Genomic DNA, 26,164 nt, shown 5'->3' with positions numbered 1-26,164 from the left:
ATCTCATACTTTAGACCTGTGAAATATATTCTTGTCCTTTTTCTTATTATTTCTTTTAGCCTCTCTCACTCGCAAGCTAAAATAAAAACTTTTAAAGGCTCTGGGCTACAATTTAGCCATCCCGAAACTTGGAAAGTGATAAAATTTTATGGCTATATTTTGATTAAGCCAATTGATTCAAAGCGCCTCGATAGTACTGGTGTCAATCAAATTGTGGTATATCCAAATAGATTAAGTGCTGTCTACAAGGAAAAGAATATTGAAAAAATATTGGTTAGCCACGCCAATATCTTGAGACCTCATGAGGTCAAAAAAAACTACTTAATTTCAAAAACTATAGATAATCCTCGATTTATTTACAAGATCGAGTATGAAATATTTTTAAACTATAATAACAACAAATATAAAAAGGTTGAATTTATCTCTAAAAAGAATTCAGTTCTTAGATCCTATAGTTTTATGGCAAGGGCCGATCTGTTTGAAAATTATTTCGGCCAAGCAATGGGTATAATTAATTCTGTTCGTGATTAGTAATAAGCGCCCAAACCCCATAAACTCCCAAAAACAACTCTCCCAAAACGCCATATAGATAAAAATTTGAAGGTATTCCATCTAAAGCCATACTCATCATCCGACCAAGTGCCAAAGCCAGCATAAAAACGACTTGGCTTAGCATTGCGGTTTTTAAATAACTAGCGTTCAATAAGCCCAAAAGCCAAATCGAAGCAAAACCCAGATAGAGCATCATAATGGCTTTTTGAAAATTAAACTCATCCGCAGTCGACGGATGAATTTTCAAGAATACATCTGGGAAAAACCCATAGCAAATCCCTGCGTAAAGCACAATGATTGCTGATATAAAGAGGTGGATATTATATTTTGAAAGCTTCAAGTTATGTTACTAAAACTTCACCTTAGTGTTGATTAAGGAATCGTTTCGTTTTACTGAAATTTCGGCTGTATCGCCTTCATTAAATGCAGACAAAGCACGCATATAACTCATCATGTCTGTGACTGTACTATCGCCCAATTTTACAACAACGTCGCCTTTTTGCAAGCCTGCTTCAAAGGCTGGTGTGTCTTCTCTTGTCCCATCGATGCGCATCCCTTTTCCTGAGAACATATAATCTGGCACAACACCAAGCCCCACTTTAAATCGTGGTACTTCGTCGCTTTCGTTTTTAGTGGTTCTAAACGGGAGTTTTCCGTTGTTGTCCAAGTCTGAAATAATGTTGAATATGTAATCCGAAATCAAATCCATCCCTTCGTAATTCAATTTTTCAGAATCGTCTCCTGGTTTGTGATAATCCGTATGCTGACCCGTAAAGAAGTGCAACACCGGAACATCAATCAGATAAAACGAAGTATGGTCCGATGGACCAACACCACTTTCGTTTTCAATAATCCTGAATTTATCGTTATTCGATTTGATGGTCTGTTTCAATATCGGCGACGTACCTAAACCGTAAACCGCCAGCGTTTGGTCTTCTTTTAGTCTTCCAACCATATCCATATTAATCATATAGTTAATAGTTTCTGCCGGAATCGTTGGGTTTTTCGAAAAATAATTAGACCCTAGCAAACCCATTTCTTCGCCTGAAAAGGCAATAAATAAGTAGTTGTTATTTGCTAATGGGTCCTCTTCAGAAGTGGTGTTTAATTTTGAAGCCAAATCGAGCATTACGGCAACACCGCTCGCATTATCGTCGGCACCATTATGCACGGCTTTATCGTTTTCTATGTATAATGAGTCTTCACCACCATAACCTAGATGGTCGTAATGCGCACCGATAACGATGGTGTTTTGAGCTTGATTATCAATAAAGCCAATGACATTTTTTCCGGTTACGGTACTATCGCTATTCACGGTGAATTCAACTTCTTTGTGCGGGTCAGTTTTCGGTTTAAAGGAGAAGGCTTGTAAAAAGCCATCGGTGCCTTTTGGTAGCAATCCAATGGCTTTAAAACGCTCAGCTATGTAGTCTGATGCTTTTTCTGCACCATCCGTTCCGGTTTGGCGTCCTTCTAAATCATCATTGGCTAAAAAAGCGACGTCCGATTTTATATTATTTTCATAAACAGGAGCTTCGTTTTTACAAGACAAAACCAAGCCAAAAATCACTAAAAGAAATAGGGTTCTCATTTCTAACACTTATTTTTGCCAAAATTAGGTATAAATCACTAGTTCTTATAATTGTACTCTTATGAAATCAATCTTTGGAATTCTATTATGCATGTTTCTTATGTCATCTTGTAAGGATGAGAAAAAAGCGGTTGACGGCAACGAAATTACTTCGGAAATTGTTGAAAAGGATTCGCTTATTTATCCTGAAGAAACCCATTTTAAATCCATAAGACAAGTCACCTTTGGTGGTGATAATGCCGAAGCCTACTGGAGTTTTGATGATAAACAGTTAGTGTTTCAATCTAACAACACGGCTTGGGGCGTTGGTTGCGACCAAATGTTTTTAATGGATGTCGACGAAACTTTTAAAGACAAAACACCTCCTATGATTAGCACAGGAAAAGGCCGTACCACTTGCGCCTATTTTTTGCCAGACAATAAACATATTATTTATGCCTCAACACATTTGGGTGATGAGAAATGCCCAGACACACCATTACGAAAAAACGGAAAATACATCTGGCCGATTTATGACAGTTATGACATTTTTGTAGCGGATTTAGAAGGTAATATTGTAAAGCAACTTACCAATGAAATTGGCTACGATGCCGAACCAACAGTTTCTCCAAAGGGTGATAAAATAGTATTCACATCAACCCGAAGTGGTGACTTAGAATTATACACTATGAACATTGACGGCAGTGATGTAAAGCAAATTACCAACGAATTAGGTTATGATGGTGGTGCATTCTTTTCGCCAGACGGCACAAAACTCATTTTTAGGTCATCGCGCCCAAAAACGGAAAAAGAAATTACAGATTACAAAGCGCTTTTGGCTGAAGGTTTGGTAGAACCAACAGAAATGGAATTGTACATCTGTAACGCTGATGGGTCTGGCTTAAGACAATTAACGGAATTAGGCAATGCCAACTGGAGTCCGTTTTTTCATCCAAGTGGCGAGAAAATCTTATTCTCTTCAAATTTTGAAGCGGAACGCGGTTTTCCTTTCAACTTATACTTGATAGATATTGATGGTAAAAATTTAACCCGTGTGACTCACGGAGAAACCTTCGATGCCTTTCCGGTCTTTTCAAATGATGGTAAATACTTAGCATTCTCGTCTAACCGAAACAACGGTGGCGGAAGGGACACGAACCTATTTATTGCAGAATGGCAAGATTAGCGTAATCCTGATATAAATTCCAAAGAGAACATTCTTAATTATTGCGGAATGCACCCGACTAGTTGGAGAGGTCTTTAATTCGCTCGCGCTCTTCAGCATCTGTACCGCGTTCGTTTGTATTTAACCCTGTGTTTCCAAATTTATAACGGAAGCCTAGTTTTACGAAACGATTGTCTATGTCAGTGGCTCTCCGACCGCTTTGGTCTAAATAATTGTAGCGTAACGTGTAATCGTTCTTATTGAATATGTCTCCGAAAGACAAGGATAGAATTCCTTTTTTGTCAAAGATCGTTTTACTTATACTGAAATCTGACCACACTCGACCTGAAATAGTGGACAACCCTTGTTGATTCTCCTGGAAATAGGTTAGTGATAAATTGGTTTTTAAGCTTCTGTCCTTCAGAAAAGAGAACGAGTTCGATAAAATTGTAAGGTTAGACCATTGGCTCTGTTCAGTGAATCCTCTGCCGAAGTCGACTTCCTCAGTTATATTGAAGACAGAATTCAATAAATACAATGTCCATCGGTCTGCGCCGTAATAATAAGATACATCAAAGCCATAATCCACAACCTTATTGAGGTTTACAGGAGTGTAGCTAATGATATTGGTCTGATTGTCTTGTATAGGTAGCTCCGCGATGGCGCCATCATTATTGATATAATAAAATTCAAACGTAAAGTTCCCGGCGCTCGAACCCAATATGACGTGATCCATAAATGTCGGATTTAGGTTTGGATTGCCTTCAACCACCGTATTTTCGTTTAAAAAAAACGTAAACGGATTAAGGTCAGTATAATTAGGTCTTGTAATGCTACGTTTATAATTAACGTAGAGACTCGTGTTATCGCTCACGGCATGCGTAAGACTAAGGTTTGGAAACCATTCTAAATAGTCTTGTGTATTGGTCTGGCTTAGAGTTTCCGAAAACCCTTCTACATTGGTTTGCTCCGCCCTGAGACCTAAAGTTAAATCCCATTTATCCCAAGATTTGGTATAATTGATGTAGCCAGCAAACACTTTTTCACCATAATCAAAGGCATTGCTATTGGCTTGGTTAATTTGTTCTTGACCATTGATGACATCCAAGCGTTCTATAGAACTTTGAGTGGTAACATTACTATACTTCAGTCCAGTTTCTAAAGAAGCTGATTCGCTCATGGGTAGGCTGTAATCCACCTTACCGTTGAGGATTTCTGTGGCCTGCTCAGCAAGCGTTCTAAATTCTGAATCGCCCTCGAACGTATTGTTTTCGTCAAAGAAGTTACTGATCACACCTTGGTTGCGTTCGTAATTATAAGTAGTGTAATGCCCTGAGATATTTAACGAAGACGCATCTTTAAATTCATGGCGCAACCCGATATCTGTCCCAACATTATACTTATCGTCGGTAGACAAATTGTCTGCCGTAAATCGTGAATTAAAATCACCATTGGCGTCTTTAATCACTGTATTGTTAAAAATGCTATAGTTGAATTTTGGCGTATAAAGTCCTGTAGAATTGAGACTCAAAACGGTTTTGTCGCTTAAGTCTACATCTAGGTTAAGACTCAAATTATGCGTTTCAGAGCGTGTCGTTCTATCTACATCAGAGGTCCAAATTTCGTCTAAAGTTAGGTTGTCATTCAAGTAATTGATTTGGTCAACATCATCTCTATTAATCTTCTGCTTGTTGAAATTATAATTGATGTTTAAATCAATCTTATCGTTTTTAAAGAAATGACTAGTCCCTATATCATAGCGCGGATACACTCCTTGTGTGTAGCTCGTTGCAATACTTCCTCTGTAACCTGCAATCAGGTTTTTATCCATAGTAATGTTGATGACTGCACCGCTATCCGCATCGTAACTTGCGGGTGGATTGGTAATCACGTCCACGGATTTTATACTATTGGCGGGTGCACTTTCCAGTAATTGAATCACTTCTGGCATGGTCAATTGTACACGGCGCTCGTTAATGTAGATAACTGCCGGCGAACTTTTAATATTGATGCTTCCGTCGGTAACAATAACGCCAGGTGTACTTCGCAAAACCTGAAGCGTACTACCTTCCGTTAATGCTGTATTTGCGATGTTAAAGGTTAGGCGATCCGCTTTTCGGGTTACCTTAGGTTTTCTGGCAATGACACTGACTTCCCCTAAGGTTTCAGAATCTTCTATGAGTATAATGGTTTCAAGATTGGCGTCGGCAACGAGATTTAAGTCTTGCTCCACAGTTTTAAAGCCAATGAAGGTAACCTTCAATTTGTATTGACCTTCTGCAATCGCTTCAAACACAAACTCACCATCATCACTTGTACTTGTGCCGCTTACGAAGCTGTCGTCTTCAGAATTTAAGATTAAAACATTGGCAAAAGAAATTGGGCTGTTATTCTGATCGACGACTTTGCCCGAGATTTTATATTCCTGAGAAAGCGCGTTCCAGCTACAAAAACAAAAAAAGACGCACAGTATGTGCTTAAATGTAATCAAGACTTTAGGGTTTGTCCGCAATATATAAATAGTTTTTTACTTCTTATTATGGAAAAACCGTAAGGTTGAGCACATAATATCAGGGTTTTTTAAGTTATAAAACGGCTTAAATTCACGTATATTTGCAAATTGAAACGGCTTAGAACCCACTTATGAAGAACATTCGTAATTTTTGCATTATTGCGCATATTGATCATGGTAAAAGTACCCTTGCGGATCGCTTGTTGGATTTTACAGGATCGGTCACCGATCGCGAGAAACAGGACCAGTTGCTAGACAATATGGATTTGGAGCGTGAGCGTGGTATTACCATTAAATCGCATGCCATACAAATGGAATATGTACACAATGGGGAGCCGTATATCTTGAATTTAATTGACACGCCAGGTCACGTGGATTTCTCCTACGAAGTATCGCGTTCTATTGTTGCTTGTGAAGGCGCTTTGCTGATTGTGGATGCGGCGCAAAGTATTCAGGCGCAGACGATTTCTAATTTATATCTGGCTCTGGAGAATGACTTGGAAATCATTCCGGTTCTTAATAAAATCGATTTGCCAAGTGCTAGTCCTGAAGAAGTGACGGACGATATCGTAGATTTATTAGGTTGCGATGCGTCGGAAGTGATTCCTGCAAGCGCAAAAACCGGTTTAGGTATTCAGGATATTTTAGACGCTATTATAGATAGGATTCCCGCGCCAAAAGGTAATGTGGACGAGCCGTTACAAGCTTTGATTTTTGATTCGGTTTATAACCCATTTAGAGGTGTTGAAACCTACTTTAGAGTCTTAAACGGTAAAATCACCAAAGGCCAAAACATAAAATTCATCGCCACAGGAAAGAATTACTTCGCTGATGAAATTGGGACACTTAAATTAAAGCAATTCCCAAGAAAAGAAATAAAAGCTGGTGATGTAGGCTATGTGATCACAGGAATAAAAGAAGCCAAAGAAGTTAAGGTTGGCGATACCATTACCGATGCCAAAAACCCAACCACCAATGCTATTGAAGGGTTTGAAGACGTAAAGCCTATGGTTTTTGCAGGAATTTATCCCGTGGACACCGAGGATTACGAAGAGCTTAGAGCTTCCATGGAAAAATTACAGCTGAACGATGCGTCATTGGTTTTTCTACCAGAAAGTTCTGCCGCTTTAGGTTTTGGCTTCCGTTGTGGGTTCTTAGGTATGTTGCATTTGGAAATCATCCAAGAACGTTTGGAACGTGAGTTTGATATGACCGTGATTACCACGGTACCTAACGTAAGTTATCACGCCTTTACCAATAAAAATCCAGATGAAGTTGTGATTGTAAACAATCCATCGGATTTGCCTGAGCCTTCTACCTTAAATCGTGTTGAGGAGCCTTACATCAAAGCAACAATTATTACGAAGTCTGACTTTGTTGGTAACGTAATGAGCCTCTGTATAGAAAAGCGCGGCCAGATTACGAACCAAACGTATTTGACGACCGAGCGTGTAGAATTAAGTTTTGATATGCCATTGGCGGAAATCGTCTTCGATTTTTACGACCGATTAAAAACCGTATCAAAAGGTTATGCTTCTTTTGATTATGCGCCAATTGGTTTGCGTGCATCGAAATTAGTACGAGTGGATATTCTTTTAAATGCTCAAACAGTTGATGCCCTTTCTGCTTTAGTCCATGCAGACAATGCGTATACGATTGGGAAGAAAATGACCGAAAAATTAAAGGAGCTTATTCCGAGACAACAATTTGATATCCCAGTGCAAGCCGCCATTGGTGCAAAAATCATTGCACGAGAAACCATTAAAGCGTTACGTAAGGATGTTACAGCCAAATGTTATGGTGGTGATATTTCGCGTAAGCGAAAACTATTGGAGAAGCAGAAAAAAGGTAAGAAACGTATGCGCCAAGTCGGTAATGTAGAAATACCGCAACAAGCGTTTATGGCTGTTTTAAAGTTGAATGATTAAGACCCATGAAGCGACTGCTTTTAGGTTTGGGTTTATTGTTAGCTGTTTCATGTATCTCAACGGATTCAGAAACACAGCAGATAAAACGTTACTACAGCGGGTTTCAAGACGGGGATTATTCAAAAATTAAAGCTGTTTTAGCTGACAGTGTTACTCTGATTTCGGGAGATAATGTGATGCCTTTTAATCCTGAAAGTTATTACAAACAATTTAAGTGGGATTCCGTATTTCAACCGAAATATAAATTGAATTCCATTACAGTTCAACATAAAAAACGTATTGCGAAAGTCTCTTTAAACTCCATGAAGATTAAATTTCTTCAAAACAATGCGATGTCTTGTAGCTATGAGTTTTCGTTTGTGGACGGGAAAATTTCAAAAATAAAAGAGTTGGATTGCCCAACTGCCGATTGGCCTCTTTGGGGTCAACGTGTGGATTCACTGGTTCAATTTATTGAAAAAAATCACCCAGACTTAGATGGATTTATTCACGATTTAAGCATGCAAGGTGCACAAAACTATCTTGACGCGATCGAAGCCTACGAAAGGCATCGAAAAACTAAGCCTTAGTCCTCTCTGCTTTCTGTATTGTCCTCGGCATTTTCGTTTTGCGGTGCTGTTAGTGCATCCTTTGCTGCCATAGTCTCTACATCAAAAGGCTTACCTAGGTACACGAGGCTCGACTGCTCAAACTCTAATTCCATATCCACGCTAAAGCTGGTGATAATTCTAAACTCACCATCGGGATCACGGAGGAACACAGGAACAATATCCTTGTCCTCATTGGTAATCTGAATGAGCTGATTATAATGATCGCGGTCTCTTAGCTTAATTTCTTGTATGCTAGGATATTTACGCACTAAGCCCGATAAAGCGCTGTAATCATCTGTATGGGAGAACAAGCCTTCTCTTGGGTTGTCATTTTCGTCACGCATTTCGGTTGAGGTTATCAGTCGATACGATCCGTTTTCTCCAAATTGTTTGCCGTACTTATTAATGGCGTATTTATTGATTTCTGAATTTCCGGTCAAGGCCATCAAAAATCCGACGTCATTTAATTCGATATTATCGATAAGATTGTCTGAATAAATATTGGTTGTTATCGCCTCAAGACCGAGTTCTTTGGCTTTTTCGATATTCGTCTGATTGCTGTCGATGAGCACTACATGGCGACCGTTTGTTTCAAGATAATGTCCTAATAAACGTGATAGTTTTGACGCTCCGACGATTAAAATACCGTCCGATTTATCCAAGAATACACCAACGAGTTTGGCGAACATTCTGGCTGTCGTCGCATTCAATAATACAGTGCCTAAAACAACCACAAACACCAAGGGTGTAATAAATTCAGCATCTGGAACACCTTCTTTGACCAACTTCAACCCAAATAAAGACGCGATACCAGCGGCAACAATACCACGAGGGCCTACCCAACTGATAAACAGTTTTTCATTGAGTTTTAAGGATGAACCCATAGTACTTAAAAAAACGCCCAAAGGCCTAACAATAAAGACGATTACGGCGAATAAAGCGGCCGTTTTCCAGTTATAAATCGAATACAACTCAGCCATATTAATGTTGGCGGCCAATAGTATAAAAAGTATGGAAATCAGTAAAACACTGAGCGATTCTTTAAAATATAGGATGTCTTTTAGATAAGGCGAATTGGAGTTCCCCATAACCATTCCCATAACCACTACAGCCAATAAGCCAGACTCGTGTGCAAAGTTTTCAGACAAAACAAAAACACCAAGAACAATAGCCAAGGTAAACACATTCATAAGATAGTGTGGCACCAATTTTTTGTTCAGAATGAAATTTAAGCCATGGGCAAAGGTAAAACCGAAGGTTGCTCCAAAAAGCACAATCTTTCCGAACTCAATTAATGCGGTTTTAGTAAACTCACTACCGGCATCAACACTGATAAACTCAAAGACCAATACCGCTACCAAAGCGCCGATAGGGTCTATGAGTATACCTTCCCATTTAAGAACGGCAGAGACATCTTTCTTCAATGGAATATTTCTAAGGATCGGGGTAATCACCGTTGGTCCTGTTACAATAATCAATCCCGAAAACAGGAAAGACACTTCCCAAGACAGTCCATATATAAAGTGTTCGGCAACAGCAGCGCCAATGAAAGTAACTAAAGCGCCAATAGATATAAGCTTTGTAATAACGGGACCAACATTCTTTATTTCTCCCATTTTTAGGGTCAAGCCACCTTCAAAAAGAATAATACTAATAGCCAGGGAGACAAAATAGAACAGACTCTCCCCTGGGAATAATCCTTCTTCCCCATTCCAAATGGGTTCAATCCACTTGGTACCGTCATCACTTAAAAATTCAGCAGCAATTGGGCCAACAAGCAGTCCGATTAAAATCAAAGGTAAAATCGCCGGAATCTTAAACTTCCAAGCCACCCATTGTGCTAAAATCCCCAAAATAATTATGCCTCCTAGTTCTAACATCGCTGATTTATTTAGCGTGAAAATACTAATTTCTGAATCATATATAAGCGCTCGGTAAAAATTAAGAGGTCATTAAACAACAATTTATCCATCTTAATTAATTCTAAATAGCCTCAATCAAATCCTTGATATTTGTTAATTTGCGTGACCTATGCAATTATACCCCATACAAGCAGGACATTTTAAGCTAGACGGCGGAGCCATGTTTGGCGTTGTGCCAAAATCTTTATGGCAACGAACCAATCCTGCGGATAGCAATAATATGATAGATATTGCGGCAAGATGCTTGTTGGTTGAGGATGAAAATCGGCTGATTCTTATTGATACAGGTATGGGCAATAAGCAAAGTGATAAGTTTTTTGGCTATTACCATTTGTGGGGCGACCACACGCTAGGCAAATCCTTGGCTGCCCATGGGTTTCACCGTGACGATATTACCGATGTGTTTATGACACATTTGCATTTTGACCATTGTGGTGGTAGTGTTCAGTGGAATAAAGACCAAACAGGCTATGAACCCGCATTTAAAAACGCCCACTTTTGGACTAATATGGATCATTGGGCGTGGGCGACAAACCCTAATAAGCGTGAAAAGGCTTCTTTTTTAAAAGAGAATATTCTACCCATGGAAGACTCGGGACAATTAAAATTTACGGGCTTGCCAGATGGTCATTTTTTGAATAATTCCGAATTGGGCTTCAATATTTTCTTTGCCAATGGCCACACAGACAAGCAAATGATTCCAATGATTGACTATAAGGGTAAAACCTTTTGCTTTATGGCAGACCTTTTGCCAACTGCCGGACATTTGTCCATACCTTTTGTAATGGGTTATGATACAAGGCCCTTACTTACACTCGATGAAAAAGAGCTGTTTTTGAAAAAAGCTGCAGACGATAATCTGTATCTCTTTTTGGAACACGATGCTCATAATGAAATAATAACCGTAAAACACACAGAGAAAGGCGTGAGATTAAACGAGACCTTCCGCTGTGATGATATATTTTAACCTTCGAATTTATGAAAATGAATAAAAAAATGATTTTTGGACTAGTAGCAGGAACGTTACTAGCTGTGGGCTGTGGAAGTCCAGCGCCTATTATTTCTACGCCGATAGAGAATATAGACACGCTTCCCTTAAAAGTTTCTGACTTAAGTGACGCTGAAGCAAAAAACTGGGGACATTTAGACTTAGTAAAAGACACTATTCCGGGAATGAGTGTAGACAGAGCTTATTCTGAATTAATAAAAAACAAAAAAGGAACCAAGGTTATTGTTGCGGTAATTGATTCAGGAATTGATATTGATCATGAAGACCTAGACGGCGTAATTTGGACCAACAAAGATGAAATCCCAAACAACGGAAAAGACGACGATAACAATGGTTATGTGGATGATATCCATGGCTGGAATTTTCTCGGTGATGGTTATGATGAACAGTTGGAATATGTAAGAATAATTGCTAGTGGCGACACCAATAATCCTTTGTACGCTAGTGCTCAAAGGGAATATGATGAGCAATATCAGGTGTGGTTAGGGCGTAAAACGCAGTATGAGCAAATCTTTCAGGCAGTAAAAGGTGCTCACGAAACGCTGACCGCTCACTTAGGTAAAAGCGATTACACCTTTGATGAGGTTAGTGCCATAAAAACTGAAAATCAAGCTTTGTTACAAGCAAAAGGCTTGGCTCAAAACGTACAAGCCAACGGCATTGAATCCATGAGTTCTGCAGTTGAAGAAATTAATGACGCTCTAGAAAGCATTAACGAACGTTTAAATTTTAATTTAAATAAGGAGTTTTCAGGAAGAAAAACAGGTGACGATATTAATGACATCACGGATACTGGTTATGGAAATGGCAATGTCTCTCCTGTAAAAGCTTCCGAAGCTCACGGAACACATGTTGCGGGAATTATTGCCGCAGAACGAAATAACGGCAAAGGTGCTAACGGTGTGGCCAATAATGTGGAAATCATGTCCATTAGAACCGTACCAAATGGTGATGAATATGATAAAGATGTGGCTTTAGCAATACGTTACGCGGTCGACAACGGCGCCAAAGTAATAAATGGAAGTTTCGGAAAATCTTTCTCCCCTAGAAGTGAGTGGGTAAGAGATGCCATTAAATATGCGGCTTCAAAAGATGTGGTTTTTGTTCACGCAGCTGGTAACGACAGTAAAGATATTGACGTGGAGCCTAATTATCCGGCAGATAACCTTAACGGCGCTGAAGTTTCAGATACTTACATTTCCGTTGGTGCGTTATCTCCAAAATACGGTAGTAAAGTGGTAGCTAGTTTTTCTAACTACGGGAAGAAAAATGTAGACATCTACGCGCCAGGAGGACAAATTTACTCTACAGTCCCAGAGAATGAGTATGAAAAAAATAGCGGGACGTCAATGGCGGCTCCTGCAGTTGCTGGTTTAGCTGCATTGATTCGTTCTCAATATCCTAACCTTTCTGCAAAGCAAGTCAAGGCGGTTATTTTAGACTCAGGAATACCTTTAAGCACTAAAGTTATTGTAGGTGGTGACGCTTCAGATGTTAGACCATTCTCAGAACTTTCAAAATCAGGAAAAATTGCAAATGCCTACAACGCGCTAGTTATGGCGTCTAAATTATAAATTTACAGTATGAAAAAAGTATATGTCGCTCTCTTGAGCTTAGGTCTATTTTGGTCATGTGGCTCAGCGGCCCAAACCCCATCAGACGTTCCACCGCCACCTCCACCACCACCAGTAATGGCATCGGCTGATTGTGATTGGCTACAACGCGTAGACTACAAAATGGAAATTGATATGGATGTGGACACCTATCAATACAAGGGCAAACAGAATTTGGTGTACACCAATAATTCGCCTGACGTACTCTATCGTGTTTATTATCATTTATATTTCAATGCATTTCAACCAGGTAGTGAAATGGATGTGCGATCAAGAACCATCCAAGACCCAGATGCTAGAGTGGGAGATCGTATCAGTAAATTACAGCCTAACGAGATTGGTTATATCAAAGTGAATTCCTTGAAGCAAAACGGAACAACTTTAAATCACGAAACTGTAGGAACCGTTCTAGAAGTTGAATTGGCAAAACCGATTCAACCAGGCGAAAAAGTAACCTTTGATATGGAATGGGACGCACAAGTGCCAGTTCAAATTAGACGTTCTGGTCGCAACAATAAGGAAGGTGTTTCCTTGAGTATGACACAATGGTACCCTAAGTTAGCGGAGTACGATGATGAAGGCTGGCATGCAGACCCTTACATTGGACGTGAGTTTCATGGGGTTTGGGGTGATTTTGATGTTAAATTAAACATACACAAAGACTATGTTGTTGGAGGCACAGGTTATCTTCAAGGCGAACCAAAAGTCTCTGGAAACAAAAAGATGCTTCATTTTGTGGCACCGAATGTACACGATTTTACCTGGGCCGCGGATCCAGATTATATTCACGATACCATGCAGGTACCTAATGGGCCAATGCTTCATTTTTACTATCAGAATACCTTAACCGACGAACAAAAGAAAAACTGGAAAGATCTTCAGCCAAAAACCGTAGAATTAATGCAGTTTTTCTCTGAAAATATTGGTAAATATCCTTACGAGCAATACTCGGTAATCCAAGGTGGTGATGGCGGTATGGAATATGCCATGTCTACATTAATCACAGGAGAGCGTAGTTTTGGTAGTCTCTTGGGTGTTACATCGCACGAGTTGGCACATACCTGGTTTCAATTTTTATTGGCCACCAACGAAGCCAAACACGAGTGGTTAGATGAAGGTTTTACAAGTTATATATCAGCTAGAGCCATGAATAAAGTCACTGGGCGTAATGCCGATAATCCGTTTGCAGGCTCTTATCGTGGTTATATTGGCTTAGCAAAATCTGGTTTTGAGCAACCCTTAACAACACATGCAGACCGATACGCTTTAAATGGCGCCTATGGTGCGGCCGCATATAGTAAAGGTGCTGTGTTCATGGCACAACTAGGTTACATTATCGGTGAGGAAAATTTAGACAAAACCATTAAAAAGTATTTTAATGATTTCGCATTTAAGCATCCTAAACCAATGGATATCGTAAGAACGGCCGAGCGAATCACAAATTTTGAATTAGATTGGTACCTTATTGATTTTGCCCAAACCACAAACACTATTGATTATGGTGTTAAAAGTGTTGATGGCAACTCAGTTACTTTAGAGCGAATTGGATTAATGCCAATGCCATTAGATGTCACGGTGACCTACACTGATGGTTCTACTAAGGATTTTTATATTCCTCTACAGATGATGCGTGGCGAAAAACCAACCCCAGCAACTATTGTTGATGATTGGGCTTGGGCCTATCCAACCTACAGTTTTGATGCTGGTAAAGCTGTTTCAAGTGTAGAAATAGACCCTTCGCAACTCATGGCAGATATCAATAGAGATAATAACAAGTTGTAAATAGGATTTAAATCTTATTTTTAAAACCTCGTCACGTATGGCGAGGTTTTTTCGTCTGATGTCATTTAAATATCCAAAACAAGAAAAGCTTAAAAGCAAGCGTACCATTGACCAGCTCTTTACAGAAGGGCAATCGGTAGCGGCCTATCCTTTGCGTTTAGTTTATCTTAAAACTGAATTTGAAGACAACTCACCAGTCAAAACAGGAGTTTCTGTGAGTAAGCGCTATTTCAAAAAAGCGGTTGACCGCAATCGCATAAAGCGTTTATTACGTGAGGCCTATAGGTTAAATAAACCCCAAATTAACACTAAGGACGAGCAATTTGCGTTTATGATTTTGTACATTGGTAACACGATGCCTGATTATGAAACCGTAGAAAAAGCAACTCAAAAGTTGTTTGGGAAGTTTGAAAAGGCAATTTCAAAATAGTAGATATGAAATATTTGTTAGCCCTTTATATTTTGGCGATTCCTTTGGCTTGTTCTAATGATTCTGGCAATGAATCCTATGCTGTTTCTGAAATGGATGCTGTAGCCTTAGATATGGAAGTTGCAGAGAGTTTCAAAGTGCAACCACAATCGGACGATGCTGAGGTTCAAGAACAAAAACTCATAAAAGAATCGTTTTTAAGTTTTGAAACCCAGGATTTAGAGGAATCGCACAAGGCGGTGGTTTCCGCGATTTCCTCAAACAAAGGCTATATTCAAGATGATTCTTCAAACAAAGGGTATAATCGCGTTTCAAGGCGTATTGTGGCGCGTATTCCTACCACAAATTTTGAAAGTACCATTGATGCTATTGACGATAATGTAGAGTATTTCGATTCAAAACGCATCACCTCTCGAGATGTTACCGAGGAATTTATCGATTTGGAAGCACGTTTAAAAGCCAAACGTACGCTTGAAGAACGCTATTTACAATTGCTTTCAAAAGCTAAAAATGTTAAGGAAATTCTGGAAATTGAGCGAGAACTTTCAAGCATTAGAGAAGATATTGAAGCCAAGCAAGGACGATTGAATTACCTTCAAAATAAAGTGTCACTAAGTACCCTGACCATTGAATTTTATAAGGTTACTACGGAAACTGGCGTCACACAATCTTACGGGTCTAAAATGTGGAAAGCCATTAGCTCTGGTTTTGATGGTATTTCCATGTTTTTCCTGGGCATATTATACATCTGGCCATTTATTTTATTATTAATTCTCGGCGCCTGGCTCTTGAGGCGATGGCTAAAAAAACGTAACAAATCATGAAATTGAAGCAAATTTTAAGAACGAAAATCATAGTTCCTGTTTTGGCAATTGTGCTTTTTCTAAGTGCGTCTGCCTATAAAAACGACTTCTTTGAAATCGCAAAGCAGATTGAAATATTCACCACCATGTTTAAGGAACTGAACATTAATTATGTGGATGATACCAATCCGGCGGAATTGATGGACACCGCAATTAAAAGCATGATGGACGATTTAGACCCCTACACACGCTTTTATAACGAACAAGACGTACAAACATCACGTTTAAACAATGCGGGCGATTACACGGGGATTGGCGCCAAAGTATTAACACTAAAAGACAAACTCGTTATTGTAGAGCCTTATAAAGGTTATGCGGCGGACAAAGCGGGTATGAAAGCGGGTGACGAAATCATAAAAGTGGACAATGTTGTGGTTGCCGATTTTAAGGAGGATGCGGGTAATTTACTGCAAGGTGCGGCGGGGACCGAAGTTAACGTTACCTATAAGCGCCAAGGGAAAACCAATACCGCTAAGATTACACGAGAGTCTCTAGACATTGACGCCGTACCACATTTTTCGATGATTGGTGATGATACGGGATATATTGTTTTACGAAAATTTACTCGAAAAGCCTCTTCTGAAACCATTAGTGCGCTAAATTCTTTGAAAGCCCAGGGTGCGGAAAAAATAATTTTAGATTTAAGGGGAAACCCTGGTGGTTTGCTCAGCGAGGCGGTTAACATCGTGAATATCTTTGTGCCAAAAGACCAATTGGTAGTTACAACCAAATCACGTGTCAAAAAATATAATAGAACCTATTATACCAAGCGTAATGCTATTGACACAGAAATCCCAGTGGTTGTTCTAATTGACGGTAAAAGTGCTTCGGCAAGTGAGATTGTTTCGGGAGCCTTACAAGACATGGACCGCGGGGTTGTGGTCGGAGCTCGTAGTTTCGGGAAAGGCTTGGTACAACGTCCAAAACCATTGACCTACGGAACGCAGATGAAGATTACCATTTCTCGCTACTACACACCTTCGGGTCGCTGTATTCAGGCATTGGATTATTGGAATCGGGATGAAAAAGGTAAAGCCACGCGCACCAAAAGAGAGAATTACAACGAATTTAAAACCCGGAATGGACGTTCGGTTTTTGATGGCGGAGGCGTTCAACCCGATATTGAAATCGCTAGCGCCAAGCAAACACCTATTTCAAAAGCGATTGAAAACGAAAACCTCATCTTCAATTTTTCAACCGATTATTATTACAAGAATCAGGTTTCGGACTTAAACAGCTTTAAACTTTCTGATGCGGACTTTAAAGCTTTCAAATCGTTTTTGAGCACAAATAATTTCAGCTTCGAAACAAAGACAGAAACGGCATTTAATGAAGCTCTAAACGTTGCAAAAGAAGAGGAATTGAACGGCGCTATTAATTCAGAATACAATAGTTTAGTTTCGGCCTTAGAAAATTATAAATCTTCAGCTATTGATGCCAATAAGGAAAAACTGTCTTCGCTTATAACAGATGAAATTATTAAGCGTTATTTCTATAGTGAAGGTTTGTACGATTATTACAAAAGCAACAACCCTGAGATAAGAAAAGCGCTCGATGTTCTAGGAAATCCTACAGAATATCGTAAAATTCTCAATTAGGTCAGTTATTTGTATATATTGTAGCAACTTATAGCTGTAACAGCAACGTCCATCTATCCCTCTAAATGACGTAGCACTAACCCTAAAGCTAAAAGCATGAAATCGTTGCTACTTGGTTTTCTTTGCTTTTTTCAACTCTCCGTTGCCCAACAGGAGATGAAACATGTCGTTTATTTTGAAACGGATAAGTACGATATTCCTGAAACCGAACAGTACCGATTACTACAGTTTTTACAAGAGATTGAAGCGATTCAGGATATTGAAAAAATTTCGATTTATGGTTTTTGTGATGACCGTGGAAGTGATTCTTACAATTTGAAACTCTCCCAAAAAAGAGCGGATGCCATAAAGGAAGTATTTACCAATAATGAGATTAATGAATCCTTAATTACTAATACTGATGGTAGGGGCGAAATACTTTTAAATATAGTCAAAGAAGATGAAATCAATAAAATTAGAGGCTTAAACCGTAAAGTAGAAATTATAGTTAAGCCCGTTTTTCCACCGCGACCTAAAGTCGAGAAACGTAATACAACAACCGATAGACTCAGGGGAAATTTAGAAGTTGGTGATAAGATTTTAATTGAAAATCTACTTTTCCAAACCGGTTACAGTTATCTCATGGAGCGTTCTAAGCCAGTTTTGGATGACATTGCAGAAATATTGATTGAGCGGAAAGAAATTCGCTTTAGTATAGAGGGTCATGTTTGTTGTACGAGCGGAGAACGAGATGCTATAGATAGAAAAACTGAAATAAGAAATCTTTCTCACGCCAGAGCTCGTTATGTTTATAATTATTTGGTGGACAAAGGAATTGATCCAGACAGGATGAAGTTTATTGGTTTAAGAAGGCGTTATCCTCTTGGAGGTCGGCCAGAATTAGATCGACGCGTAGAAATACGAGTTACTGGCATTAATAAAAAATAGACTAAATATATTATTTTAGTTTAATCCGTTAAATACCATATTAACATGTGGAATACCATCCTCTAAGTACTCCTCTCCTACTTCTTCAAAGCCTAGATTATTGTAGAATTTTATAAGATAGCATTGTGCTGAAATTCGGATAACGCTAGTATTGTGATTCAACTTAATGGCGTCGATTGAAGCCTTCATGATATCATAACCGTATTTGTGTTGGCGTTCCGTTTGGCGCACCACTACTCTACCGATACTGGCTTCTTCAAAATAATCGCCTGCATTAAATAATCGTGTGTAAGCTACAAGTTCACTGTCTTTATAACCTAGGACGTGCAGTGCTTTACGGTCTTTTCCATCTAAATCTTGATAGACGCAATCTTGTTCTACAACAAAGACTTCTGAGCGGAGTTGAAGTAAGTCGTAAAGTTCCTGTGTAGTTAAGGCTTTAAAGGGTTTTGTGGTTATAGTGAGCATAAGGATAATTTCAAAGTAAAAATACAATGATTTTTTTACACCCCTAAAGTCCCCTCAAGGGGACAATCCACGAGTTACAATTATTACTAATGTATTCTTGAAGAGAATTGAAAATAAAGTGAATGCTTTTAACTAAAATACCAAGCGAAGTTAATTATAAGTGTTTTAATCCTGAACTATCACATCCTTAGCATCATCCTTATTAAACTCGGGTTGAATGTTAATGTGGTTAATGTCGTACTTATGGAAAATGAGGTCTTCAATTTTATTTAGAATCATATCAAACTCTGATAGGGAAATGTCTTCCGTGAAATCGATATGTGCTTCAAAATGAATTTCCTCTTCATTCAATTGCCAAATATGAACATGATGAACATTAGCCACCTTTTCAACGGTTTGAATATCAGCAACAACCTCTTCGAGATTTAAATCTTCGGGCGTAAAGAGCATCAGCACACGGTAAGAATCGCGTAACAACCCATAACCCATTACTATTAGGTAAAGTGCAATGGCTAAAGTCAGTCCGGCGTCTACCCAATAGATTTGATAATACTTCATAATTAAACCTCCAATTAATACCGCGACGCTTGCCATCATATCTGTTAGTAAATGTAGATATGCACTTTTCATATTCATGTTATCGTTGGCATTCGCCTTTAATAACAAGACGCTAAATCCGTTACCCGCTATGGCAATAATAGACAACCAAATCACTAAACCAGATTCAATTTTTGGTGGATTTTGAAAACGTTCAATCGCTTCTACAATCAATAGTACAGCAACAATTATTAAGGTCGATGCATTGATAAAAGCGGCCAAGATTTCGGCTCGTTTATAACCAAAGGTTTTACGAAATGAAGCTTCTTTTCCCGCTAGTTTATTAGCGATGTAACTAACAATCAATGAGAGTACATCACTAAAATTATGAAGCGCATCACTCAATAAAGCTAAACTCCCCGAAATTATACCACCAATAACTTGAGCAACCGTAATTAGAATATTCAGAAATATAGAAATCAGCAGATTCCGCCCGTTCACATTTTTATGGGAATGATGGTGATGATGTGAATGGTTATGGCCCAATACTTATAGTTTAGTTAGTTTCTAAAAATTAACAAGACATCGGAATCTTATCCACACGCTTTTGGTGGCGTCCGCCTTCAAATTGAGTATTCAAAAACGTATCTACCATCTTTATAGCTTGCGGAATTGCCGTATATCGGGCCGGGATACAAATTATATTTGCATTATTATGCTGTCTCGTAAGCTCTGTGATTTCATTCATCCAACAAATACCAGCACGTACATTAGGATATTTATTTGCTGTCATAGCCACACCGTTGGCACTCCCGCAGATTAATATGCCAAAATTGACTCTCCCATCATTAACATCCTTGGCTACAGGATGTACAAAATCAGGATAATCTACACTATCTAAAGTGTCGGTACCGTAGTTGTTAACCGTGATGCCTTTAGCTTCGAGATGATTTACAATAGCTTGTTTATAGTCTGGTCCGGCGTGGTCGTTTCCGATGGAGATAGTCATCTATTTAGTTTTTTAATTGCTTCCGTAATAGCGGAAATCTTATTTCTATTATTTACACTTTGTAAAGTTACAAATATTTAAACCCGTTAGTAAGCCTACTCATCACTTGTTAATATCTGTTCACAACTTCTGAGAAGAAAAATTAGATTTATCCATAAAATTTTCCAAACCAAAATAACAATCAGACCACCAAAAAAGTTAGTCTCTTTTTCTGGATAAGTTTTCAGACCAAATGTAGAAGCTACTAACACAAAATTCAGATTTACTTATTAAAATTTAGTCGTTAATTCAGGTTATCAACACCTGTGTGTAGAACTACGTAATCCATTTAAAACAAAGGATTTAAAAAGTGTATAACCTGTTGATAGAAACAGCTAAGTCATATCCACAAGCCCTTCCTAAAAAAGTTATCCCTGTTATGAACAGACTATAATAACCATCATTTTTATTTTAAATTTTAAAAAGAAAAAAGATATATATGTTATAAATGTGGATAACTGTTTTTTAATCTGAATTTAACCTTGAAATGATGCTCTTAAATTTATTAAACGTAAATTTGTAGAGTACTCAGTAGTACAGACTTCACTTTTACTGAGTCGATTAAATGAATTCCTGTTGCATTTAAACTTATAGAAAACAGGATGATGAATGATTACAAATACACATGACAAGAAAGAAAAAAAAGAAATCACCAAACAAGATTTCTAACCTTACCAATACTATTTTAAGCCTACTAAAACAAGAACGAAACCAAAGCTTCAACTATAAACAAATTGCTTCAAAATTAGGCGTTAATGATGCGAGCAGTCGCAATCAGATAATTAAAACACTCCAGCGTTTAAAGGCAAAGCAAGAGATTGAAGAAGTAGAGCGCGGTAAATACAAAGCCATTGTTACTGCAGAATATTACACTGGTAGAGTAGATATGGCATCCCGTGGTTCGGGCTATATTATTTCCGATGATTTTGAAGATGATGTTTACATCACTTCCAATAATATGAACAAAGCGCTTCACGGTGATGAAGTAGAATTTTATGCCTACAAAAGGCGAAAACGCGGTAAGCTCGAAGGTGAAGTAACTAAAATCTTAAAACGAGCAAAGAGCGATTATGTTGGCGTGATTCAAATTCATAAAAGCTATGCTTTTGTGGTTGTGGATAACACGAAGATGCATACCGATATTTTTGTACCCATCAACAAAACCTTAAAAGCTGAAGACGGTGATAAAGTCCTAGTCACTTTGGAAGATTGGCCAGAAAAAGCCGATTCACCTTACGGAAAAGTGACTAAAATTCTTGGAAAACCAGGTGAACACAGTACGGAAATCCATGCAATATTGGCGGACTACGGCTTACCAGCAGAGTTTCCTCATGAGGTTGAAGAGTTTGCCAATCAATTAGATACGTCGATAACTTCTGAAGAAATCGCTAAGCGACGTGACATGCGAAAGGATTTAACCTTCACCATCGACCCAAAAGACGCCAAGGATTTTGATGATGCTTTATCATTTAAAGTCTTGGAAAATGGCCTTTACGAAATAGGAATCCATATCGCCGATGTATCTCACTATTTACAACCTGATACGGTTTTAGATGATGAAGCTTATGAGCGTGCCACGTCGGTATATTTAGTCGATAGAGTTGTACCAATGTTGCCAGAAATTTTATCTAACGGCGCTTGTTCCTTAAGACCTCACGAAGAGAAATATACCTTCTCTGCTGTCTTTAAAATGAATGATAAGTGCGAAATTAAACATCAATGGTTTGGTAGAACTGTAACCTATTCTGATGCGCGATTTGCCTACGAAGAAGCACAAGCGATAATAGAGAATAACCCCAAGTTTGTCATTCCTGCAAAGGCAGGAATCTCATCACTTGAAACGTCAATTCCCGCCGAAGTCTCCCTAACTGGAAAACTCTATAAAACCACACCAGAAATCGCAGAAGCCGTCATGGTCCTAGACCGACTCGCCAAAAAAATGCGAAGTAAGCGCATGCGTTCTGGAGCCATTTCGTTCGATAAGGTTGAAGTTAAATTCGATTTGGATGAAGAGGCCAATCCAGTAGGTGTGTTTTTCAAAACCAGTAAGGATGCTAATAAATTGATTGAAGAATTCATGTTATTGGCCAATCGAAAAGTATCAGAATTTGTCGGGAAGCAAAATCCAAAGAAAACATTTATCTACCGAGTGCACGATGAGCCAGACGAAGCCAAATTAGCGTCTCTACAGAACGTTGTCAGTCGATTTGGGTATAAGCTCAACTTTAAGGATAGAAACTCCGTCTCAAACTCTTTGAATAACTTATTAAAGGATGTTCAAGGAAAAAAAGAGCAAAACTTGGTGGATACTTTAACCATCCGAACAATGAGTAAGGCAGAATACACGACTAACAATATTGGACATTACGGTTTAGCCTTCGATTATTATAGCCATTTTACCTCACCAATTCGTCGTTACCCGGATGTGATGGCGCATCGTTTATTACAACGTTATTTAGATGGTGGAAAGTCTGCGAATGAAGAAGAATACGAAGTTAAATGCCAACACTCCAGTAACATGGAATATTTAGCGACCAAAGCTGAGCGTGATTCTATTAAATACATGCAAATTCGCTTTATGCAAGACCATGAAGACGAAGAATTTTTGGGTGTTATTTCAGGTGTTACCGATTGGGGAATTTATGTGGAAATCATTTCGAATAAATGCGAAGGTATGGTCAGTGTTAGGGATATGAAGGACGACCATTACTATTTTGATGAAGACCATTATGCTTTGATTGGAAAAAAATCCAACAAAATGTATCAGTTGGGTGATGAGGTTTTGGTTAAAGTGAAGGATACCGATTTAGTCAAAAAACATCTCGATTTTCATTTAATTGGAAAGCCATAATTTTTATCATTCTGTCCCGAAGTATCTGGATTGATTCAAAATCTTTTAAATCAAATATGTAACAGGTGAGGTGATTTCCCTACTAATCATTAAAACCATCAGATATGAAATCCGAAACCTGTTCAAAATGTGGTTCCAATAAAATCATTCACAATACCAAAATTGTGGATTTTGGTCATGGAAACGCTCAAAAAGACCTATCTGTTAGAATTAAAACTACGGATAAAACCTTTTTTAATAAATTTGAAAGAGGCCAGTTAAAAGCAGACATCTGTGGCTCTTGTGGACATACGGAACTATCCGTTAATAATCCACACGAGCTTTGGCAAGCGCATTTAAAAGCGAAGTCTTTATGATTTTAACAACGACCAATTCAATTGAAGGCCATCCTATCATCGACTATTTAGGGATTGTTTCAGGCGTAAGCATGAACTATCAGAAAGGTGCCATGACCTTCAATATGAAAAAGTTTTATTCCGCCTTGTCTGACGAGGTAAAGGTATTGAAGGAGCAAGCCTTTCAAGAACTAAAGCAACACGCTTCAGAACTTAAGGCTAATGCCGTTGTTGGGATTTCAGTTGATGTAGAAATATCAACGTCAGGCTCTATAACAGCGTCGGTTACAGGAACAGCAGTAAAAGTGCAAGTGTAGGGATGACGGCAAATTCAAAATCTATTGTCTTAAGTATTGTTAGTTTTGCAATTAGCCTTGTAGTTTTTAGCTTGATTTTAGAAAAACATGTTCCAGCTGAGATGGACCTAATCCGAACTTTAATGATTGTGTTCAGTGCTTTTGTATTTACACCAAAACGACAAGTTGTAAAAAAACAATCGGGCACTGAATACCACATGAAATGGATGTTCAGTCGAAGAATCATCGTTTTTAAATAGACGGTGTTTTCCGTTATCCTCACACTTTTCTTACATTTGTTTGAAACCGCTTTTCTTACATGTTAGATGATATTTTATCGGCCATTCCCTTCGGGATAATTCTTGCCTTCACTATTGGGCCGGTATTTTTTGTATTGTTAGAAACCAGCGCCACCAAAGGATTTACATCAGCTGTTATTTTTGATTTAGGTGTGATTTTGGCTGATATTATCTTTATAGCCGTTGCCTTTTACAGCACCAATAGTATTATTGATAAAGTGAAGGACGACCCTAGTTTCCTCATTTTTGGAGGCATGTTGCTGATTGTCTATGGCTTGATATCCTTTATTAAAACCCGTAAATCCTTCCGAGCAATTGTCAGAGAATATCACAAAGTTGAACTTCAAAAAGATTACGGAAAGTTATTTATTAAAGGCTTTTTATTAAACTTCATTAATATCGGTGTTCTTCTTGGATGGCTTGGTTTTATTGTTATCGGAACGTCTTTAACATCTTCTGAAAATGGTGTATTGATTTTCATCATATCCATGCTAGTTACCTATTTTGTATGTGATTTGATTAAAATTGCTCTAGCAAAACGCTTGAGAAGTAAACTTACGCCGAGACGCATTTTTAAAACTAAAAAAATAGTGTCTATCGCTATATTGATATTCGGTGTTATCCTATTGACCGAAGGCCTCTTTCCAGAAATCTACGAGAAAAGCAAGGAACAAATAGACCGCATAAACCCATTACCAAAGGATTCTGTTGAGGTGCGTTAAAACCTAATTTATTTTAGTCATTGCGAAACCGACATTTATCGTCGGTTGTGGCAATCTTTAGACTATAAGTTACTTATTTGAAGAGATTACCACGTCGCTATACTCCTCGTAATGGCGTTCCAATTTATGTTTATTAGTATTAAAAATATGTCATTGCGAATCGCGTTAAAGCGTGATGTGGCAATCTTTTGAATTCAAGATACTATCTAACAGATTACCACGTTCCCCGAAGTGTCGGCGTCCTCGTAATGACGTTTCAATTTGTATTTTCGAGTATTAAAAATATGTCATTGCGAATCGCGCCAAAGCGTGATGTGGCAATCTTTTGAATTCAAGATACTATCTAACAGATTACTACGTCCCCCGAAGTGTCGGGGTCCTCGTAATGACTTTTTGTTTTAATATTTACAACACTTGTTATGCTGTTCCAAATATTCGAGATTAATTTAAAGTCTACTCTAAATGATTCTTTAAGTCGATTACAATATATGTTGCATTAGTAAAATTTATAGAATCCAAGTTTAATTCGGTTGTGTAATAGAGCTTTTTATCCTTCAATACAAAAGGGTCTCCTTGATTAGCTCCTAATTTGAATTCTTTTTGATTAATGGTAAAATGATGATTAAAGCCTTTTGAAATAAGGTCATTGTTCATTCCAGACCAATAATGTGATAGTTCATAATCGGTGTCAAGCGAATAAATATAGTAGTCAACTGTATCGCGTCTTAGACTAAATTTTGTACTATAAATTTCTTTTAATTCTTCTGGTAGTTGATTAAAACCTAACTCAGTTTTATTTTCTTTATCAAGGTCTATCTCTTGACCACAAGAAGTTAAGATTAAAGACAGAAGTATAGTTTTTACAAAGTTTTTCATTGTACAAGCTAAGGGATTGATACTAATTTATGAATAGATTATTAATTGAGGTATAAATCTAAATTTTCTTAAAATTTAAAAACAAAAAAGTCCTTCGTGTATGACTAAAGATATCTTTTAACTTGAGGTTTCGCGCCCCCGATAGTAATCGGGAGAATCGCAGTAGATGGTGTTGAAATATTTAATTAATTTTTTATAAAAAGTATAAATAAAAAAGAGATACTTTTCAGTATCTCTCTTGAGGTGTTGCGCTCCCGATAGCAATCGGGAG

Annotated in this window: 23 protein-coding genes; 15 read left to right on the top strand and 8 right to left on the bottom strand. The window is 38.2% G+C overall.

Annotated elements, in window-relative coordinates; translation table 11 throughout:
* The first annotated feature begins 18 nt into the window (after positions 1 to 18).
* Positions 19 to 531 (top strand): hypothetical protein, encoded by a 513-nt coding sequence (locus ACFOSX_RS03245; protein WP_386096968.1) that lies wholly within the window; start codon positions 19 to 21, stop codon positions 529 to 531.
* Here ACFOSX_RS03245 and ACFOSX_RS03240 read toward each other — a convergent pair.
* Together ACFOSX_RS03240 and ACFOSX_RS03235 are read right to left on the bottom strand one after the other, a co-directional pair.
* Entirely contained in the window at positions 512 to 892 is a 381-nt protein-coding gene (locus ACFOSX_RS03240; protein WP_386096966.1) for a DUF4345 domain-containing protein, read from the bottom strand. The two genes, ACFOSX_RS03245 and ACFOSX_RS03240, sit on opposite strands and share 20 nt — an antisense overlap.
* A gap of 9 nt (positions 893 to 901) precedes the next feature.
* Complete coding sequence (locus ACFOSX_RS03235; protein ID WP_386096964.1) at positions 902 to 2,143, bottom strand: M28 family peptidase; 1,242 nt, start codon at positions 2,141 to 2,143, stop codon at positions 902 to 904.
* 61 nt (positions 2,144 to 2,204) lie between these two features.
* On the opposite strand from ACFOSX_RS03235, the gene ACFOSX_RS03230 reads away from it, so the two are divergent.
* Entirely contained in the window at positions 2,205 to 3,308 is a 1,104-nt protein-coding gene (locus tag ACFOSX_RS03230; protein WP_386096962.1) for a TolB family protein, read from the top strand.
* A gap of 58 nt (positions 3,309 to 3,366) precedes the next feature.
* Here the strand turns inward: ACFOSX_RS03230 and ACFOSX_RS03225 are convergent, their stop codons facing one another.
* The gene (locus ACFOSX_RS03225; RefSeq protein ID WP_386096960.1) at positions 3,367 to 5,778 is read right to left on the bottom strand and encodes a TonB-dependent receptor domain-containing protein; all 2,412 of its coding nucleotides are present in this window, start codon (positions 5,776 to 5,778) and stop codon (positions 3,367 to 3,369) included.
* Positions 5,779 to 5,930: 152 nt separating this feature from the next.
* Here ACFOSX_RS03225 and lepA point away from each other — a divergent pair, with 152 nt between their 5' ends.
* Positions 5,931 to 7,727: a translation elongation factor 4 gene (gene lepA / locus ACFOSX_RS03220; RefSeq protein ID WP_386096958.1), complete on the top strand. Its 1,797-nt coding sequence runs from the start codon at positions 5,931 to 5,933 to the stop codon at positions 7,725 to 7,727.
* Between the two features lie 5 nt (positions 7,728 to 7,732).
* A complete protein-coding gene (locus ACFOSX_RS03215) occupies positions 7,733 to 8,296 on the top strand; it encodes a hypothetical protein (protein WP_386096956.1) in 564 nt (187 codons plus the stop codon).
* Here ACFOSX_RS03215 and ACFOSX_RS03210 read toward each other — a convergent pair.
* Positions 8,293 to 10,197 carry a cation:proton antiporter gene (locus ACFOSX_RS03210; protein ID WP_386096954.1) on the bottom strand — a complete coding sequence of 635 codons (1,905 nt, stop codon included), beginning with the start codon at positions 10,195 to 10,197 and terminating at the stop codon, positions 8,293 to 8,295. The genes ACFOSX_RS03215 and ACFOSX_RS03210 overlap by 4 nt on opposite strands.
* A 151-nt stretch (positions 10,198 to 10,348) precedes the next feature.
* On the opposite strand from ACFOSX_RS03210, the gene ACFOSX_RS03205 reads away from it, so the two are divergent.
* From ACFOSX_RS03205 to ACFOSX_RS03175, 7 genes are all read left to right on the top strand, one after another.
* On the top strand, positions 10,349 to 11,206 hold the full coding sequence (locus ACFOSX_RS03205; protein ID WP_386096952.1) for an MBL fold metallo-hydrolase: 858 nt from the start codon (positions 10,349 to 10,351) through the stop codon (positions 11,204 to 11,206).
* An 11-nt stretch (positions 11,207 to 11,217) separates the two neighbouring features.
* Positions 11,218 to 12,822 (top strand): S8 family peptidase, encoded by a 1,605-nt coding sequence (locus ACFOSX_RS03200; RefSeq protein ID WP_386096950.1) that lies wholly within the window; start codon positions 11,218 to 11,220, stop codon positions 12,820 to 12,822.
* Positions 12,823 to 12,831: 9 nt separating this feature from the next.
* Positions 12,832 to 14,643: a M1 family metallopeptidase gene (locus ACFOSX_RS03195; RefSeq protein ID WP_386096948.1), complete on the top strand. Its 1,812-nt coding sequence runs from the start codon at positions 12,832 to 12,834 to the stop codon at positions 14,641 to 14,643.
* Between the two features lie 37 nt (positions 14,644 to 14,680).
* Positions 14,681 to 15,073: a ribonuclease P protein component gene (gene rnpA, locus ACFOSX_RS03190; RefSeq protein ID WP_386096946.1), complete on the top strand. Its 393-nt coding sequence runs from the start codon at positions 14,681 to 14,683 to the stop codon at positions 15,071 to 15,073.
* 5 nt (positions 15,074 to 15,078) lie between these two features.
* Entirely contained in the window at positions 15,079 to 15,897 is an 819-nt protein-coding gene (locus ACFOSX_RS03185; RefSeq protein ID WP_386096944.1) for a DUF4349 domain-containing protein, read from the top strand.
* On the top strand, positions 15,894 to 17,534 hold the full coding sequence (locus tag ACFOSX_RS03180) for a S41 family peptidase (RefSeq protein WP_386096942.1): 1,641 nt from the start codon (positions 15,894 to 15,896) through the stop codon (positions 17,532 to 17,534). The genes ACFOSX_RS03185 and ACFOSX_RS03180 overlap by 4 nt, the downstream gene beginning before the upstream one ends.
* Positions 17,535 to 17,630: 96 nt before the next feature.
* Positions 17,631 to 18,461 (top strand): OmpA family protein, encoded by an 831-nt coding sequence (locus ACFOSX_RS03175; RefSeq protein WP_386096940.1) that lies wholly within the window; start codon positions 17,631 to 17,633, stop codon positions 18,459 to 18,461.
* Positions 18,462 to 18,476: 15 nt separating this feature from the next.
* Here ACFOSX_RS03175 and ACFOSX_RS03170 read toward each other — a convergent pair whose 3' ends face one another.
* The 3 genes from ACFOSX_RS03170 to rpiB form a co-directional block, all read right to left on the bottom strand.
* Positions 18,477 to 18,929, bottom strand: coding sequence for a GNAT family N-acetyltransferase (locus tag ACFOSX_RS03170; RefSeq protein WP_386096938.1), 453 nt, complete (start codon positions 18,927 to 18,929; stop codon positions 18,477 to 18,479).
* A 165-nt stretch (positions 18,930 to 19,094) separates the two neighbouring features.
* Positions 19,095 to 20,012, bottom strand: a complete 918-nt coding sequence (locus ACFOSX_RS03165) for a cation diffusion facilitator family transporter (protein WP_386096936.1) — start codon at positions 20,010 to 20,012, stop codon at positions 19,095 to 19,097.
* Positions 20,013 to 20,040: 28 nt separating this feature from the next.
* Complete coding sequence (rpiB, locus tag ACFOSX_RS03160) at positions 20,041 to 20,475, bottom strand: ribose 5-phosphate isomerase B (protein WP_386096934.1); 435 nt, start codon at positions 20,473 to 20,475, stop codon at positions 20,041 to 20,043.
* A 664-nt stretch (positions 20,476 to 21,139) separates the two neighbouring features.
* Between rpiB and ACFOSX_RS03155 the strand changes: the two genes are divergently transcribed.
* The 4 genes from ACFOSX_RS03155 (at position 21,140) to ACFOSX_RS03140 (ending at position 25,017) form a co-directional block, all read left to right on the top strand.
* Positions 21,140 to 23,365 carry a ribonuclease R family protein gene (locus ACFOSX_RS03155; RefSeq protein WP_386096932.1) on the top strand — a complete coding sequence of 742 codons (2,226 nt, stop codon included), beginning with the start codon at positions 21,140 to 21,142 and terminating at the stop codon, positions 23,363 to 23,365.
* Between the two features lie 104 nt (positions 23,366 to 23,469).
* Positions 23,470 to 23,721 (top strand): hypothetical protein, encoded by a 252-nt coding sequence (locus ACFOSX_RS03150; protein ID WP_386096930.1) that lies wholly within the window; start codon positions 23,470 to 23,472, stop codon positions 23,719 to 23,721.
* Entirely contained in the window at positions 23,718 to 24,017 is a 300-nt protein-coding gene (locus ACFOSX_RS03145) for a YbjQ family protein (protein WP_386096928.1), read from the top strand. The genes ACFOSX_RS03150 and ACFOSX_RS03145 overlap by 4 nt, the downstream gene beginning before the upstream one ends.
* A gap of 298 nt (positions 24,018 to 24,315) precedes the next feature.
* A complete protein-coding gene (locus ACFOSX_RS03140) occupies positions 24,316 to 25,017 on the top strand; it encodes a LysE family translocator (RefSeq protein ID WP_386096926.1) in 702 nt (233 codons plus the stop codon).
* 453 nt (positions 25,018 to 25,470) lie between these two features.
* On the opposite strand, the gene ACFOSX_RS03135 is transcribed toward ACFOSX_RS03140, so the two are convergent.
* Positions 25,471 to 25,893: a hypothetical protein gene (locus ACFOSX_RS03135; protein ID WP_386096924.1), complete on the bottom strand. Its 423-nt coding sequence runs from the start codon at positions 25,891 to 25,893 to the stop codon at positions 25,471 to 25,473.
* Between the last annotated feature and the right edge of the window lie 271 nt (positions 25,894 to 26,164).

Origin of the sequence: Winogradskyella maritima, from assembly GCF_042650215.1 — a bacterium.
Lineage (GTDB): Bacteria > Bacteroidota > Bacteroidia > Flavobacteriales > Flavobacteriaceae > Winogradskyella > Winogradskyella maritima.
The sequence above is the reverse complement of the archived record's forward strand: the minus strand, read 5'-3'. Positions and strand labels throughout refer to the sequence as shown.

Bases quoted from the DNA above. Each gene is read 5' to 3' on its own strand.
- ACFOSX_RS03235 (WP_386096964.1), bottom strand. From the start codon at position 2,143: ATGAGAACCCTATTTCTTTTAGTGATTTTTGGCTTGGTTTTGTCTTGT.
- ACFOSX_RS03230 (WP_386096962.1), top strand. From the start codon at position 2,205: ATGAAATCAATCTTTGGAATTCTATTATGCATGTTTCTTATGTCATCT.
- lepA (WP_386096958.1), top strand. From the start codon at position 5,931: ATGAAGAACATTCGTAATTTTTGCATTATTGCGCATATTGATCATGGT.
- ACFOSX_RS03215 (WP_386096956.1), top strand. From the start codon at position 7,733: ATGAAGCGACTGCTTTTAGGTTTGGGTTTATTGTTAGCTGTTTCATGT.
- ACFOSX_RS03210 (WP_386096954.1), bottom strand. From the start codon at position 10,197: ATGTTAGAACTAGGAGGCATAATTATTTTGGGGATTTTAGCACAATGG.
- ACFOSX_RS03205 (WP_386096952.1), top strand. From the start codon at position 10,349: ATGCAATTATACCCCATACAAGCAGGACATTTTAAGCTAGACGGCGGA.
- ACFOSX_RS03200 (WP_386096950.1), top strand. From the start codon at position 11,218: ATGAAAATGAATAAAAAAATGATTTTTGGACTAGTAGCAGGAACGTTA.
- ACFOSX_RS03195 (WP_386096948.1), top strand. From the start codon at position 12,832: ATGAAAAAAGTATATGTCGCTCTCTTGAGCTTAGGTCTATTTTGGTCA.
- rnpA (WP_386096946.1), top strand. From the start codon at position 14,681: ATGGCGAGGTTTTTTCGTCTGATGTCATTTAAATATCCAAAACAAGAA.
- ACFOSX_RS03185 (WP_386096944.1), top strand. From the start codon at position 15,079: ATGAAATATTTGTTAGCCCTTTATATTTTGGCGATTCCTTTGGCTTGT.
- ACFOSX_RS03180 (WP_386096942.1), top strand. From the start codon at position 15,894: ATGAAATTGAAGCAAATTTTAAGAACGAAAATCATAGTTCCTGTTTTG.
- ACFOSX_RS03175 (WP_386096940.1), top strand. From the start codon at position 17,631: ATGAAATCGTTGCTACTTGGTTTTCTTTGCTTTTTTCAACTCTCCGTT.
- ACFOSX_RS03170 (WP_386096938.1), bottom strand. From the start codon at position 18,929: ATGCTCACTATAACCACAAAACCCTTTAAAGCCTTAACTACACAGGAA.
- rpiB (WP_386096934.1), bottom strand. From the start codon at position 20,475: ATGACTATCTCCATCGGAAACGACCACGCCGGACCAGACTATAAACAA.
- ACFOSX_RS03155 (WP_386096932.1), top strand. From the start codon at position 21,140: ATGACAAGAAAGAAAAAAAAGAAATCACCAAACAAGATTTCTAACCTT.
- ACFOSX_RS03150 (WP_386096930.1), top strand. From the start codon at position 23,470: ATGAAATCCGAAACCTGTTCAAAATGTGGTTCCAATAAAATCATTCAC.
- ACFOSX_RS03145 (WP_386096928.1), top strand. From the start codon at position 23,718: ATGATTTTAACAACGACCAATTCAATTGAAGGCCATCCTATCATCGAC.
- ACFOSX_RS03140 (WP_386096926.1), top strand. From the start codon at position 24,316: ATGTTAGATGATATTTTATCGGCCATTCCCTTCGGGATAATTCTTGCC.
- ACFOSX_RS03135 (WP_386096924.1), bottom strand. From the start codon at position 25,893: ATGAAAAACTTTGTAAAAACTATACTTCTGTCTTTAATCTTAACTTCT.